Annotated in this window: 13 protein-coding genes and 1 riboswitch; of the genes, 8 read left to right on the top strand and 5 right to left on the bottom strand. The window is 71.0% G+C overall.

The genetic code is table 11. The annotated features are described in order from the left end of the window. Positions 1-185: 185 nt before the first annotated feature. The 3 genes from E3T49_RS01835 to E3T49_RS01825 form a co-directional block, all read right to left on the bottom strand. Positions 186-509, bottom strand: a complete 324-nt coding sequence (locus tag E3T49_RS01835; RefSeq protein WP_134422937.1) for a DMT family transporter — start codon at positions 507-509, stop codon at positions 186-188. Between the two features lie 12 nt (positions 510-521). Next, positions 522-585: riboswitch (guanidine-III (ykkC-III) riboswitch) on the bottom strand. A 204-nt stretch (positions 586-789) separates the two neighbouring features. Next, positions 790-1,353, bottom strand: coding sequence for a Fe-S cluster assembly sulfur transfer protein SufU (gene sufU, locus E3T49_RS01830; protein ID WP_134422935.1), 564 nt, complete (start codon positions 1,351-1,353; stop codon positions 790-792). Continuing rightward, on the bottom strand, positions 1,350-2,666 hold the full coding sequence (locus E3T49_RS01825; protein ID WP_134422933.1) for a cysteine desulfurase: 1,317 nt from the start codon (positions 2,664-2,666) through the stop codon (positions 1,350-1,352). The genes sufU and E3T49_RS01825 overlap by 4 nt, the downstream gene beginning before the upstream one ends. Before the next feature lie 225 nt (positions 2,667-2,891). Between E3T49_RS01825 and E3T49_RS01820 the strand changes: the two genes are divergently transcribed. The 8 genes from E3T49_RS01820 (at position 2,892) to E3T49_RS01785 (ending at position 11,397) form a co-directional block, all read left to right on the top strand. Beyond that, the gene (locus E3T49_RS01820) at positions 2,892-3,347 is read left to right on the top strand and encodes a MogA/MoaB family molybdenum cofactor biosynthesis protein (protein ID WP_241972623.1); all 456 of its coding nucleotides are present in this window, start codon (positions 2,892-2,894) and stop codon (positions 3,345-3,347) included. Between the two features lie 125 nt (positions 3,348-3,472). Next, entirely contained in the window at positions 3,473-4,363 is an 891-nt protein-coding gene (locus tag E3T49_RS01815) for an FAD binding domain-containing protein (protein ID WP_134422929.1), read from the top strand. Beyond that, positions 4,363-7,260, top strand: a complete 2,898-nt coding sequence (locus E3T49_RS01810; RefSeq protein ID WP_134422927.1) for a molybdopterin-dependent oxidoreductase — start codon at positions 4,363-4,365, stop codon at positions 7,258-7,260. Before E3T49_RS01815 ends, E3T49_RS01810 begins: the two co-directional genes overlap by 1 nt. Further along, positions 7,257-8,678, top strand: a complete 1,422-nt coding sequence (locus tag E3T49_RS01805; protein ID WP_134422925.1) for an amidohydrolase family protein — start codon at positions 7,257-7,259, stop codon at positions 8,676-8,678. Before E3T49_RS01810 ends, E3T49_RS01805 begins: the two co-directional genes overlap by 4 nt. 293 nt (positions 8,679-8,971) lie before the next feature. Further along, positions 8,972-9,625: a nucleotidyltransferase family protein gene (locus E3T49_RS01800; protein WP_134422923.1), complete on the top strand. Its 654-nt coding sequence runs from the start codon at positions 8,972-8,974 to the stop codon at positions 9,623-9,625. Between the two features lie 139 nt (positions 9,626-9,764). Beyond that, positions 9,765-10,454, top strand: coding sequence for a YoaK family protein (locus E3T49_RS01795; RefSeq protein ID WP_241972590.1), 690 nt, complete (start codon positions 9,765-9,767; stop codon positions 10,452-10,454). A 47-nt stretch (positions 10,455-10,501) separates the two neighbouring features. Next, complete coding sequence (gene clpS, locus E3T49_RS01790) at positions 10,502-10,786, top strand: ATP-dependent Clp protease adapter ClpS (protein ID WP_198414204.1); 285 nt, start codon at positions 10,502-10,504, stop codon at positions 10,784-10,786. After that, a complete protein-coding gene (locus E3T49_RS01785) occupies positions 10,786-11,397 on the top strand; it encodes a DUF2017 family protein (RefSeq protein ID WP_241972622.1) in 612 nt (203 codons plus the stop codon). Before clpS ends, E3T49_RS01785 begins: the two co-directional genes overlap by 1 nt. A gap of 26 nt (positions 11,398-11,423) precedes the next feature. On the opposite strand, the gene E3T49_RS01780 is transcribed toward E3T49_RS01785, so the two are convergent. Further along, positions 11,424-12,740 (bottom strand): glycosyltransferase, encoded by a 1,317-nt coding sequence (locus tag E3T49_RS01780; protein ID WP_134422919.1) that lies wholly within the window; start codon positions 12,738-12,740, stop codon positions 11,424-11,426. Next, positions 12,740-15,016, bottom strand: a complete 2,277-nt coding sequence (locus E3T49_RS01775; protein WP_241972589.1) for a glycosyltransferase — start codon at positions 15,014-15,016, stop codon at positions 12,740-12,742. The genes E3T49_RS01780 and E3T49_RS01775 overlap by 1 nt, the downstream gene beginning before the upstream one ends. Positions 15,017-15,073: the final 57 nt, after the last annotated feature.

Below are 15,073 nucleotides of genomic sequence, written 5' to 3'. Positions count from 1 at the left end.
CGAAGCGGTGGGCGCGAATCGTGGCCGGAACTCCTCAGTGACTATTCGCTTTTTACACGTCGAATATACGCCTCACCACCTCGCGGCGCACCCTGTGGAAGCGGGCGCATGATGTACCGTGCGCCGGCTTCCATAAGGTGCGCCGCGGCGCGGGGCACACGCCGCGGGGCGCACGGCACCGGAGGTCAGTGCGAGGCGTCGACGAATTTCAGACCGACGACGCAGCCCACCAGGCCGACGATGAGCAGCACCTTGATCAGCGAGGCCGGCTCCGCACCGAAGACCATGGCGTAGAGCACGGTGAGCGCCGCGCCGATCCCGACCCAGACGGCGTAGGCGGTGCCGGTCGAGATGTCCCGCATAGCGAAGGCGAGCCCGCCCATGCTGAGCACGAGCGCCACCGCGAAAACGACGGATGGCCACAGTCGCGTGAACCCCTCCGACTTGCCCAGGGCGGTGGCCCAGACGGCTTCCAGAACCCCGGACAGAATGAGAATGATCCACGACATGACTACGACTCCCGTGGCCAGTCTTGTCGCGTGCCGGGTACTGAACCGTCGTCCGGAGCCGCCTCTGGCGACTTGCCCCCACCGTAGCGGTCGATCCTGAGCAAGACCTCAGCAGCCCGACTCCAGGACCCCACCCCCCGCGAGAGCGCACAATCTGCCCCTTCGGCGCACGCCAAGGGGCAGATTGTGCGCTCTCGCGAGATAGCGGAACTCGCAGAACTCGCAGAACTCGCAGAACTCGCGGAACTCGCGGACGGGCCGCGGGAGGGAACCGCGTCGGCTACTCCGCGAGCAGGGCCGCCTCGAACGCCACCCAGGCGAGCATGGCGCATTTGACGCGAGCCGGGTAGCGGGAGACACCGGCGAAGGCGGCGGCGTCGCCGAGAACCTCCTCGTCGGGTTCGATGGTGCCGCGGGAGCGCAGCATCTCGCGGTAGGTGTCCAGCAGTGCCCGCGCCGTGGCGACGCTCTCGCCCCGTACGGTGTCGTGCAGCACGGATGCCGAGGCCATGGAGATCGAGCATCCGTCGCCGGCCCAGGCGAACTCTTCGATCACGGCGTCGCCGACCTCGTCGCCGATCGCGTCGCCGATCGCGTCACCGGCTGACTCACCGGCTGACGTGCCGGACTCGTCGGCGGCGCGCAGGCCGATACGCACGGTCACCTCGTCGCCGCAGGTCGTGTTCACCTGGTGCGACTCGGTCACCCGCAGGCCGGCAGCGGCCGGATCGACCCTGCCGGCCGCCTCCAGCGGCGGCAGACCCTCCGCCGGGGCGCCGTGGCGGGCCTTGGCGTGGTCCAGGATGATCTGCTGGTACAGCTGCTGCATGGCGGTCGAGGTCATGTCGTCACTCCGAAGAACGGGGCTACCTCGGCCAGGGTGGCGAGGAACCGGTCCACCTCGTCGGTGGTCGTGTAGAGGTAGGTGCTCGCGCGGGTCGACGCGGTCACGCCGAGGCGGCGGTGCAGCGGCTGGGCGCAGTGGTGTCCGATGCGCACCGCGATGCCGGCCTCGTCGAGGTACTGTCCCACGTCATGGGCATGCACCCCGGCCAGGTCGAAGCTGGCCAGCCCGATACGTTCCACTCCGGCGGGCGGCCCGAGCAGGCGCACACCGGGGATCTGGTCCAGCCCTTCCACGAGGCGCTGCCCCAGTTCGGCCTCGCGCGCGGCAATGCGCGCCATGCCGGTCTCGGTCAGGTAGTCGACGGCGGCGGCGAGGGCGATCGCCTGGGAGATGCGCTGGGTGCCGGCCTCGAACCGCTGCGGCGGGGCGAGGAACTCGGCGGTGTGCATGTCCACGGTGGTGATCATGGATCCGCCGGTGAGGAACGGGGGCATGTCGGCGAGCAGTTCGGCCTTGCCGAAGAGCACGCCGATTCCGGTGGGGCCGAGCATCTTGTGGCCCGAGAAGACGGCGAAGTCCACATCGAGGGCGGCCACGTCCACGGGCAGGTGCGGCACGGACTGGCAGGCGTCCAGCAGCACGAGGGCGCCCACCCCGCGGGCCAGGGCCACGAGTTCGGCGACCGGGTTGATCGTGCCCAGCACATTGGACGCGTGGGTGACCGCGAGCAGGCGGGTGCGGGCTCCGATGACACCCGCCGCCGCGGCCAGGTCGAGCGTGCCGTCGTCCTGCACCGGGATGAACCGCAGGGTCGCGCCGGTGCGCAGGGCGAGCTGCTGCCACGGGATCAGGTTGGCGTGGTGCTCCATCTCGGTGACGACGATCTCGTCCCCCGCGCCGAGCGCGAACCGCCGCGCGGCCGGGCCGCCGAGCCCCAGGGAGGCGTTGGAGAACGAATAGGCAACGAGGTTGATGCCCTCGGTCGCGTTCGAGGTCCAGACGATCTCGTCGGCCTCGGCTCCGATGAACGCGGCCACGGTGGCCCGCGCCGCCTCGAACGTCTCGGTGGCGCCGAAGGCGAGCGTGTGCGCCCCGCGGTGCACGGCCGAGTTGCGCTGCTCGTAGAACTCCTGCTCGGCCTCCATCACGCTGAGCGGGTTCTGCGAGGTGGCACCCGAGTCGAGGTAGTTGAGCGGATGCCCGTTCACCAGCTGATCCAGGATCGGGAAGTCGTTGCGGATGCGAGCGACTTCCTCGTCCGTCAGCGGGCGAGCGATCGCACGGGTGGACGATGAACCGGGAGACGTCATTGATCCAGCGTATTCCCTCCCCCGGGCGTTGCCCACCGGCCGCGTCACACACCGGCGCGCAGCCCGCAGTGCGGCAGGATGGAGCGCGTGAGTGCCGCAGCGAACCATCCGTCGAATCCGTCCCACCCCGGCGAACCGCACCGGGCGACCGAGACGACCGAGACGAGCCCGCCGACCGGGCCATCCGCTCCGAACGGGCCGCGTACGCCCCGCACCGCGCAGGTCATCGTGGCCTCCACGCGAGCCGCGGCCGGCGTCTACCCCGACCGCACCGGGCCGGTCATCGACGCGTGGCTCGGCGAGCGCGGCTTCACCCTCGGCGAGCGCCGCGTGGTGCCCGACGGCGACCCGGTCGGCGCCGCCCTGCGGACGGCTCTCGACGCGGGCGTCGACCTGGTGATCACCACGGGCGGCACGGGCGTCAGCCCCCACGACCTCACCCCCGAGCAGACCCTCCCACACCTCGACCGGCTCCTTCCCGGGTTGATGGAGGAGTTCCGTCGCCGCGGCGCCGCCTCCACGCCCCTGGCCCTCATCTCCCGCGGCCACGCCGGAATCGCCCGCGGGCGCACCCTGGTGATCAACCTCCCCGGCTCCCCCAACGGCGTGAAGGATGGCCTGGGTCTCCTTGACGAGGTCGTCAACCACATCCTCGACCAGCTCCACGGCGTGGACCACTAGCTCCGCCCGAACCACTTCGACTTGCCGTGAGGATGCCGCGAGCGAGCGCGTCGACTCGCGGGGCGACCCCGGTACGCGGATAATTTGTGGTGCGACCTGCACCGGGCGGTCGAGTGAGGGAAACAATGGACCTCAACACCGTGCTCACGATCACCGCCGCCCGTCACCGGGACGACCTGGCACTGCTCGGCCCCCAGGTAGCCCCGCTCGCGGGCGGTTCCGACCTGTTCGGCGACCCGCAGACGCACCTCACCGGCCTGGTCGACCTGCAGACGCTCGGCTGGCCTGCTCTGACCCTGACCGAGACGCTGACCGAGAGCCTGACCGCGGATGCCGGCACTACCGCCGTCCCCGGCCTCTCGATCGCCGCCACCTGCACCATCGCCGAACTTTCCCGGCTGCCGGCCGCGCCCGGCTGGGCGGCGCATCCGCTGTTCTTCCAGTGCGCCACCGCCCTCTACGGCTCGTTCAAGATCTGGAACGTCGCCACCGTCGGCGGCAACCTCTGCGCGTCCCTGCCGGCCGGCCCGATGACCAGCCTGGCCGCCGCCCTCGACGCGGAGGTGCTGATCTGGCGCCGCGACGGCAGCGACGAACGGATGCCTGCGAGCGCCTTCGTCACCGGCAACACCACCAACGTGCTCGGCCCGGGCGATGTGCTGCGGTCGATCGAGGTTCCCGCGTCGTCGTTGGCGGCCCGCACGGCGTACCGCAAGATCTCCCTCTCCCCGCTGGGCCGCTCCGGCGCTGTGCTGATCGGCCGGCTCGACCGGGATCGCCGCTTCGTGCTCACCGTCACCGCCGGCACGGTTCGCCCGGTGCAGCTGCGTTATTCCTCCCTGCCTGACGCGGGCACCCTGGCCAGGGACGTGGCCGGCATCGACTGCTGGTTCACGGATGCCCACGGCGCCGCCGACTGGCGCCGCGCCGTGAGCGGCGTGCTCGGCGAGGAGATCCGGACCGAACTCGAACCCACCGCACTCGACGCCACCGAACACCCGACCGGAGACCTCTGATGAGACTGCAGATCAACGGCGAACCGATCGACGCCTCCCCGGCCCCCGGGCAGTGCCTGCGTTCCTTCATCCGCGACCAGGAGCATTTCGAGGTCAAGAAGGGCTGCGACACCGGCGACTGCGGCGCCTGCTCCGTGCTGGTCGACGGCACCCCCGTGCACTCCTGCATCTACCCGGCGTTCCGGGCCGAGGGCACGCAGGTCACCACTGTGGCCGGGATCGGCCTCCCCGGCGACCTGGCCCCGATTCAGCAGCGGTTCGTCGACGCCGCGGGATTCCAGTGCGGGTTCTGCACCGCCGGCATGATCGTGACCGCCTCCACCCTGACCGAGACCGACCTGGACGACCTCCCCCGCCTGCTCAAGGGCAACCTGTGCCGGTGCACGGGCTACCGTTCCATCGCGGACGCCATCCGGGGCACGCACACCCCGCAGGACGGCTCGGCCGGCTCCGACGCCTGCCGCACGGGCATGGGGCCGGTCGTCACGACGTCGCCCAGGACATCACCCAGGACAGCGCCGCGAACGACCCCGCGCCCGGGCACGGTCGGCACTTCCCTGGCGGCCCCGGCGAGCGAACGCGTGGTGAGCGGGCAGGAGCCGTACACCCTCGACGTCGAGGTGCCGGGCCTCCTGCACCTCAGTGTGCTGCAGAGCACGCAGGCGCACGCGCGCATCCGTTCGATGAAGACCGACTTGGCCGCCGCCCTGCCCGGGGTGCACAGCGTGCTCACCCACGCCGACTCCCCCGCCACGCTGTACTCCACCGCCCGACACGAGGACCGCCTCGACGACCCCGACGACACCCTCGTGTTCGATTCGGTCGTGCGCTTCCGTGGTCAGCGGGTCGCGGCCGTCGTCGCCGACACCCTCGCCATCGCCGAGGCCGCCTGCCGGCTGATCGAGATCGACTACGAACCGCTGCCCGCCGTCTTCGACCCGCACGACGCCCTCCGGCCCGGCGCTCCCCTCGTGCACGGCGACAAGGATGCGGCCGCGAGCCGGCTGGCCGACCCGTCCCGCAACCTGGTGGCCGAGCTGCACGGTGAATACGGCGATGTCGCGGCCGGGCTGGCCGAGGCAACCCACGTCGTGACCGGCAGCTGGCAGACCCAGCGGGTGGCGCACACCCACCTGGAGACGCACGCCACCATCGGCTGGCTGGAGCCCGGCGCCGAGAATGGAACCGGGACCGGCGCAGAAACCGGAGAGCGGCTCATCCTGCGCACCAGCTCCCAGGTGCCGTTCCTGGTGCACCGGGAGATCTGCCGCCTGTTCGACCTCGACCCGGCCAGGCTGCGGGTCTTCACGGCGCGGGTCGGCGGCGGCTTCGGCGGCAAGCAGGAAATCCTGACCGAGGATGTCGTCGCCCTCGCCGTGCTGAAGACCGGGCGTCCCGTGCAGTACGAGTTCAGCCGCTCCGACGAGTTCACCCTCTCCCCCGCCCGGCACCCCATGCAGATCCAGGTCACCCTCGGCGCCGACGACGCCGGACGCCTCACCGCGCTGAAGCTCGGCGTGCTCGCCGACACCGGCGCCTACGGCAACCACGCACCCGGAGTGATGTTCCACGGCAGCTCCGAGTCGGTCAGCCTGTACCGGGTGCCCAACAAGCGGGTGGATGCCCAGAGCGTCTACACGAACAACCTCCCGTCGGGCGCCTTCCGCGGCTATGGTCTCGGCCAGGTCATCTTCGGGGTCGAATCCGCGCTCGACGAGCTCGCCCGCACGGTCGGGCAGAACCCGTTCGACCTGCGCAGGCTCAACTCGGTCGGACCGACCGACCCGCTCGTGGTCACCCACGAGGAGGGCCCGGACCTGATCTTCGGCAGCTACGGCCTCGACCAGTGCCTCGACCTCGCCCAGGCTGCCCTGGCCCGCGGCAACGACGCCCCGGTGCCGCCGGGCGCGCACTGGACGGTGGGCGAGGGCATGGCCACCGCCATGATCGCGACCACCCCGCCGCGCGGGCACTACGCTCAGGCCTCGGTCACCCTGGACACCGCGGCAGTTGGTCGTACCGGTGCGCGCTACACCGTGCGCGTCGGCACGGCCGAGTTCGGCAACGGCACCACCACCGTGCACGCGCAGCTGGCCGCCACCGCCCTGAACACGACCCCCGACCGGATCACGATCCTGCAATCCGACACGGATGCGATCGGCTACGACACCGGCGCGTTCGGCTCCGCGGGCGTCGTGATCGCCGGCAAGGCCGTGCTCGCGGCGGCCAACGACCTCGCCGACACGCTGCGGCAGGCCGCCACGGAGAGGCACGGGGAGATCCCCGCCGACTCCTGGACGCTGGAACCCGACGGTCTCCGCAGCGCGGAGACGTTCGTGACGCTGGCGGAGCTGGCCGAGGCATCCGTTCTGCGCGGTGTCGGCGCGGAAGACGGCGCCCGCCGCTCGGTGGCGTTCAACGTGCACGCCTTCCGGGTGGCCGTGAACACGCAGACCGGCGAGGTGCGCATCCTGCAATCGATCCAGGCCGCGGATGCCGGGGTCGTGATGAACCCGGAGCAGTGCCGCGGGCAGATCGAGGGTGGGGTCGCGCAGGCGATCGGCACCGCGCTCTACGAGGAGGTCATCCTCGACGGCGCGGGCACCGTGACCACGAGTGTGCTGCGCAACTACCACATCCCGCTTCTGGCCGACCTGCCCGTGACCGAGGTGTATTTCGCCCAGACGAGCGATGTGCTCGGCCCGTTCGGGGCGAAGTCGATGAGCGAGTCGCCGTACAACCCGGTGGCGCCGGCGCTGGCGAACGCGGTGCGCGACGCCATCGGCATCCGTCCCACCGAACTGCCCATGTCCCGCGACCGGATCTGGCGCCTGCTGCACCCCGCTGGGCAGAGTTCAAGCCCGGCGGCACCGACGACGGAACCTGACCAGTCGTGACACCGTCCAGCCGGGTCTACCGCGGCCACATCTTCCACATTGCCGGCTCCCCCACCGTGGCCACCGCCCACCTGCACCTCGTGTCCCATCCCGATGGCGCCCTCGTCACCACCGCGGCCGGCCAGATCGCCTGGGTCGGGTCGTTCGCCGACCTCCCGGCCATCTACCGGGGCCTGCCGGTCGTCGACAACCGGGGCGGGTTCATCCTGCCTGGCTTCGTCGACACGCACGTGCACTTCCCGCAGACCTATTCCACGGACGCCTACGGCGGCGGCCAGCTGCTCGAGTGGCTGGACAACTGCGTCTTCCCGGCCGAGTCCCGGTTGCACGACCCCGAATTCGGTGAGCGGATCGCCCGGGACTTCACCCGCCGCCGGGTTGCCGCGGGCACGACCAGCGCCCTGGTCTTCGGTTCGGCGTTCCCGCACGCGCAGGACGCCCTGTTCGAGGAGTCGCAGCGGGCCGGGCTGCGCCTGGTCAGCGGGCGCGGCATCCAGACCGTCGGTTCGGAGCCGTCGCATCCACTGCTCACCACTGAGGCCCGGGCTCTGGAGCTGGTGGCAGCCGAGATCGACCGCTGGCACGCGGTGGACACCGGCGACCCCGCGACCGCGCTGCTCCAGGTGGCCGTGGTGCCGCGGTTCAGCCTGTCGGTCACCCCGACGACCCTGGCGGGTCTCGGCGAGCTCTATGACGACGTGCGCGACCGGGGGGTCTACTTCCACAGTCATCTGAACGAGAACAACCGGCCCGGCACGGGCGAGATCGACGCCGTGAAATCGGTCTACCAGGTCGACACCTACCTCGACACCTACGACGGGCGCTTCCTGCCGGGGTCGACCCGGGGCGGGTCGAGCCTGCTGGGGCGGCGCAGCATCCTCGCCCACGCCGTGCACTGCGAGGACAGCGAGCTGGCCCGCCTGGCCGAGACGGGAACGAGCGTGGCGCACTGCCCCACCTCGCAGCAGTTCCTGGGGTCGGGCACCATGCCGTGGCTGCGAACGACGTCGTCCGGCGTGAACGTGGCGATCGGGTCGGATGTCGGCGCGGGCGACGAGTGGCTCATCTCCCGGGTGCTCAACGACTGCTTCAAGGTGCACCTCTCCGAGCCCGGAGACGCCGGCCTCTCGCTGGACCCGGCCGCCCTGCTGTTCACCGGCACCCTGGCCGGGGCGCGCGCCCTCGACATGGAGGCCCGGTTCGGCAACTTCGACGCAGGCAAGGATGCCGACTTCCTGCTGATCGAGCCGGACCGCTGGGAGCCCCTGGCCACCGTTCTCGAGCGCGGCATCCGGGCCGATGACGAGGAGATGGCGACCGACCAGACCCTCTTCGCGCTGCTGTTGGCCCTCCGTCAGCCCGCGATCTCCGCCGTGTTCGTGCGCGGCCGCCGGGTGCTCGCCCCCGCCGGTGGTTGAGCCCGCCGAAACCGGCGGTTGAGCCCGCCGAAACCGGTGGTTGAGCCCGCCGAAACCCGGTGGTTGAGCCCGTCGAAACCCGGCGCGCCATCGCCTGAACCCGCGCCGCGGCATCCGTGCCCGTCGCTAACTGCGGAGTTTTTCGCGACACGCCGTGTCCGTCGTCAGTAATCCCGGTGTGTCACGAAAATCTCCTCGCTAGCGTGAGGCTCGACCACCGTCAACGTGTCCAACCCGGGGGTCGGTCGCCCGGGTTGGCCACCGGTGACCCACACCGCCCTACGATGGCAGGCATGCCCACCTCTTCCGCGCCGATCGCCGGCCTGGTGCTCGCGGCCGGCGCCGGATCCCGTTACGGCATGCCCAAGGCACTCGCTCGCGACGACGACGGCACCCCCTGGCTGGTGCGCACGATCGGTACCCTCACGGATGCCGGATGCACCCCCGTGATCGTCGTGCTCGGCGCCCAGGCCGCGAAAGCTCGAGCCCTGCTCGACGACTTCGGCCTCACCCCGTCGGTCGTCATCGCCCTCGCCGAAGACTGGACCGAAGGGCTCTCGGCCTCCCTGCGTGCGGGCCTCCGCCAGGCCACTGCACTCCCCACCACCGGACTACCGCCGGCTCCCATCGCTGTGGCGATTGTTCCCGTCGATGTGCCGGGCCTGCGCACGAGCACTGTCGCGCGACTGATCGGCAGTGTGTCCGGCGCGGCAGGTTCCGGCGCGACGGGTTCCGACACGTCATCCGTCGGCCCGCACACGCTGCGGCAGGCGAGCTTCCATGCACGTCCGGGACACCCGGTGGTGATCGGGCGAGAACACTGGGCCGCGCTCATCGACTCCGCCGCCGGCGATACCGGCGCACGTCCCTACCTGCAAGCCCATGACACCCGGCTGGTCGACTGCACCGACCTTGAAACCGGGCTCGACGTCGACACCCGCGACTGACCGAGGAGCAAGCCCGAGCCTGCGCCGTCGCGACCGGCATCCGTGGAATCATGGACCAACGTGCCCGGCACCCGGGTAAGCACCACCACCTGCCCCCACGCAGCACCACATCGCAGTCGTGCCCTCCGTTAGGACCCCCGTGCTCGAGTTCCTCCGCCGCCATCCCGCCAACCTGCACCTGGGCCTGATGCTGGCCCTCACCTTCTCCACGGGCGTGGCGGATGCCGTGGGCTACCTCGGCCTGGACAAGGTCTTCACCGGCAACATGACCGGCAACGTCGTCATCCTCGGCATGGCCATCGCCGGCGCCCCCGGACTCCCCGTGGTCGGCCCCCTGCTGGCCCTGTTCACCTTCATGCTCGGTGCCGCCGTCGGCGGACGCGTGCTGCGCCCGGTCGCCATCGGCTGGACCACGCACGCCACCGTCCTGTTCGGCGCCCAGGGCCTGATCATGCTGGCGCTGGCGCTCGTGCTCTTCGCGGGAGGCGGCGTGCCGCCCGCACCGTTCGACCTCGCGATCACCGGTTCGCTGGCGGCCGTGATGGGGCTGCAGGCATCCGTGGCCCGCCATATCGGAGTGAAGGATGTCACGACGGTCGTCGTGACCTCGACCATCACGGGCTTCGCCGCGGACTCCCGGCTCGGCGGCGGCAAGGGCCAGCCCTGGTTTCGCAGACTGGCCGCGATCGTGCTCATCCTGGTGGGAGCCGGTGTGGGGGCGCTGCTGCTGACGCAGGGCGTGGCCTGGGGTGTGGCCCTCTCGGCCGTGATCACCCTCTGCGTGACCGCCATCGGCCACGCGGCGGGGCGACCGCACCACGCGCCCTGACCCGGCACCCGGTTGGAATTGTGCCGACTCCATGTGAGGCTTGATCCGTGCCCAAGACTGACGAACGACTCGATCTGCGGGACGCCGTGTCCCTGGATCGCCCCTGGATCACCATCGTCTGGGACGACCCGGTGAATCTGATGTCCTACGTCTCCTACGTGTTCCGCAGCTACTTCGGTGTCTCCGCCGAGCAGGCCGAGCGGCTGATGCTGCAGGTGCACAACAACGGCAAGGCCGTCGTCGCCACCGGCAACCGGGAAGCGATGGAACGCCACGTCGAGGCCATGCACGGCTACGGGCTGTGGGCCACCCTCGCCAAGGCCGACTCGTGATGCAGTTCGAGCGCGCGGGCGCGGGCAGCGAAGGTGCGGGCAGCGAGGGTGCGGGCAGCGAAGGTGCGGGCAGCGAAAGCGCCGGCACCGTGAGCGCACAGTTCGAACATGTGGAGATCGGTCTGCTGCGCCTGGCCGCGAGCCAGCTGATCGACCTGCTCGAAGCCGCGGAGACGCACGCGCTCGGCACCTCCGACGACCCGGCCCTGCGCCGGCTGCTGCCGGACGCCTACACGGATGACCCGGCGGCCGCCGCGGAATTCCGTCGGTTCACGGCCGACGACCTGCTCGAGCGCAAGGTGCGGAACGCACGGTGCGTGCTCGCCAGCCTCGGCGAGGAACCGCTCGACGAGATCGCCGACGAGCCCGGAGACGCGGAGTTGAGCGCGGCCGCGGCCGCCGAGCAGCCGGTGACCATCGCGCTCGACCCCGACGACGTGCAATCCTGGCTGCGTACGCTCACCGACCTGCGCCTCACGCTCGCGGAGCGGCTCGAGATCGGGCCCGACGGTGTGCCGCGGCTCAGCGACGACGAGGCGCCGTTCCTGCACGACGTCTACGACTGGTTCGGCATGGTGCAGGAATCACTCGTCTACGCCATCGACGTCTGACCACCCGGCCTGCCGAAACCGGCGCCCTACAACTCGACCGGCACCGCCAGAAGGGCCGCGTAGGCCCGCTTCGGCCCGGCGCCGCCCTGCAGCGATGCACCCAGCCGGTCCAGGCTCTGCCGGGCATCGCCACCGAGGGCGAGCAGCGCGGCCATGGCCACGCGCAGTTCGGCGGCCGTGGCGGTGTTCGGCGCGAGGGACAGCCCGAAACCGGCCGTTTCGACCGCGGCTGCTCCGGCGAACTGGTCAGTGGAGAAGGGCAGCAGCAGCAGCGGCACCCCGTGGGTCATCGCCTCGGTGACACTGTTGTTGCCACCGTGCGAGACGGCCAGGACGGACCTCTCCAGCACGGTCACCTGCGGCAGGAACGCGCGCACCAGCCAGGAGTCGGGGATCGTGCCGAGCTCGGCCGGGTCGGTGGCCCCGGTGGCGATGGCGACCCGCACGTCGAGTCCGCGCAGGGCCTCGGCGACCCGGGCCAGCACGTCCCCGCGCACCGACAGGAAGCTGCCGAAGCTGACATAGACGATGGGCAGGTCACTGCCGTCGGCCAGCCAACGGTCGACGTCGGCGTCGGCGGCCTCGTCGCGCACCGCCGAGCCGAGGAAGGCGTGCGGGGGAAGCAGCTCGCCGCGCGCCGCGTCGTGAAGTTCCGCCGGGTAATTGAGCAGCAGGATGTCCCCGCACTCCATGAACGCGTCCGCGCTCGGCGTGGCGGTCGGGTCCAGAACCTGCAGGGCGGCGTTCCACTGGCCGGTGAAGGAGTCGCGCACGTTCTCGCAGATCCCCATCAGGGCGACCAGGTCGTCTCCGGCGGGCGCGAACGCATCCGGCCAGTCGGGCGGGTAGCCGTAGACCTCCAGGCCCACCGGAAGGGCCGACGGGTGACCGAGCACCACATCGGCGTGACGGATGCCGGCACTGATCAGCGCCAGCCGCGCACTGAACGCGAGATGGTCGACGATCACGTGGTCGGGTTGCACGTCGGCCACGATCTGCTGCACCGCGCGGGCCACCTCCACCGGGTTCCAGAGCAGGTCATTGCTGCGGGCCTCGGCCTGGAACGTGAGGGTCTCGACCATGCCCAGCCGGGTGGCGTCGAAGAACCCGCGGAGGGCGTCGTCCTCTCCCGTCGGCTGGTCCTCGGCCCGGATCGTGCCGGGGTTGGACCCGCGGCCCAGCTGCAGGTTGACCCGTTCGAATCCGAAGGCGGCGACGATGTCGGCGGTGGCGGGGCCGCTGGCCACGACGACGCGTTCCCCCGCTTCCAGCCAGGCGGTGCCGAGCGTCGCGAGCGGGAACAGGTGCGACGCATAGTCGGGGCTGATGATCAACAGGGTCATCAGACGCTCACCATCCACGCGCTGGTCTCGTTCGCGCTGGCGACGTCGCGGTAGACCCGGGTCAGGGTGTTCGCCATGGCTTGGATGGTGAAGGATCGCGCCACCATCTCCCCCGCCCGCTCGGCGTAGTCCGGGCCGAGCGGACCGGAGGCCAGGTCCAGAGCGGCGCTGATCCCCCCGGCCAGGGCTGCCCGGTTGCCGGTGTCGACGAGGAAGCCCGTCACTCCGTGCTCCACATAGGTGGCCGGTCCCCCGGAGTTCGGTGCGACGACCGTGAGCCCGGTCGCCATGGCCTCGAGCAGGGCGATCCCGAATTCCTCTTTCATGCTCGCGCAGACATACGCGCCGCCCGGGGCCGCCAGACCGGGCCGACCGTACCGGGCCGCAGCGAGCCAGTGGGCGACGGTGTCGTTGGTGCGGTGCCCGGCGAGCAGCAGCCCCTCGTTCGCGGCGTCGTCGAGGTTGACGGCCTGCGCCATCTGGTCGAGTTGGCTCTTCTCGTCGAGGGAGGGGCTCAGCAGGTCCCCACCGAGGATGAGCAGATTGCAGCGGGCTCGCAGGCCGGCATCCGCTGCCCAGGCCTGAGTGAGCGCCGCCATGCCTTTCACCCGGTGGAGCCGTCCCACCGTGACGGCGAGCGGCAGTCCGCGCCGGCTCGGCGGGAGCGTGGCGAGCAGGGCGTCGAGTTCGGCCAGCGCCACGGCGCCGGTCGGGCTGATCTCTGCTGCAGGCTCGGTCGGCTCGGCGCCGGACGTCGCGCGCGCATCCGCCAGGGCCCGCTCGATCACGGCCAGGTCGATGCCCTCCGCGATCACGGAGTGGCGTTCCGGGTGCTGCTCGATGTCGATGCCCACGAGATCGCGCATGTCGCGCTGCAGATCGGGGCGGGGGAAGAGCACGGTGTGCGCGGCATCCGCGGCCAGCCGTTGCACCAGCCGGGCCCGAAACCAGAAGTGCTCGGTCTCGTCGACCGTGCCGAAGTTCTCCCGGGTGAGCGCCCTCGAGGTGTCCAGGGAGTGGATGACGCTGTGCGGGTCGGGAGCCACCGTGAACACGATCGGAATGTCGAGCTCGCGGGCCACCGTGGAGGCGGCGAGAGTGCCGATGTCGGCCATGCGCAGGTGGATCGCGTCGACCGTTCCCGCGGCACGCAGAATGCGACGGATGCCGCGCTGCGTTGCAATGCGCCTCGGCCACGCGTCGACCGACGCCACCGGATCGCCGAGGAAGGGCACGGTCGCGAAGGCATGCCCCGCGAGGGTGGACCCGACCTCGGGCAGGCAGGTCAGCGCCCCGGCGAAGCTGCCCCGGGAGAGGGTCAGCACGCGCTCCACGCTGCCGCTGGCGCTCGCGCCGCTGCCGGCGACGAGCGCGTCGCCCAGCCGCACCAGCAGTGTGGCGATGCCGCCGTTGTCGCCGGCCCCGACCTGGCTGAGTTCGCGGTCGATGTCGGCGTGCAGGAAGAGCTGGGCCACCGTGAGTCCCTGGCTCCACGGCGGGCGCGGATAGGTAGGCACGGTCAGGTCGATCAGGGCCAGACGGGCCACGTCGGCGAGCACGCCGGCCTCCTGTGCCAGATCGCTCACGATCCGGATGCTGGCGTCGTTCGGCCCGAGATCGCCGAGGGCCGCGATCGCGGCCGCGCGAACCTCGACCGCCTCGGCCTCGTCGACGGCGACGCGGCGCAGCAGCCGCTCGGGGATGCGGCCGGGGATGATCCCCATCGTCTCCACCAGTCGGGCGCGGGCGCCGCACTCGTGCACGCCGATCAGGGCACCCTCGATGGCCAGCGCCACATGATCGGGCACCGACGAGCTCCACTGCTCGAGGGTGCGCTGGGCGATCATCCCGGAGAAGCCTCCGTCGACGACCATGCTCAGAAGCCCGGAGAGCGCCTCGAACCGGGGCAGTCGGGCGCCGAAGGCCCAGGCCGCGTGCTCCCTGATGAAGAGTGAGCCGTGGGTGAGCAGCGACACGAGCACGTCGTCCGCGGACTCGTCGAACACCTGCCCCAGCGAGTGGATGGCGGCGATCGCAGTCAGCTGGTCACCCGGGTCCGTCGCCGCCTGGGCAAGCAGGCGCACGGCGCGCACGCCGCCGTCGCGGCTCGCCGCGATCGTCAGGTCGTCGGCGCAACGGATGCCGTCCAGAATCGATCGGGTCTGCCGCATCGTGTCCAGCGTCGTGTGAGTTCCCACGGTGCCCTCTCTGTAGTGAATCAAGCAGTTGTCCATCGTGAAGTCTTCTGCGTCGAGCACGGCATCGTGCCCTCTCATCCAACGCCATATCCCTGACCAACAGCGAAGTATCCGGCTGGGAATCCACCGGGCATC

It is taken from the genome of Cryobacterium cryoconiti, from assembly GCF_004403065.1.
GTDB lineage: Bacteria > Actinomycetota > Actinomycetes > Actinomycetales > Microbacteriaceae > Cryobacterium > Cryobacterium cryoconiti.
This window is presented reverse-complemented; position numbering and strand designations above follow the sequence as displayed.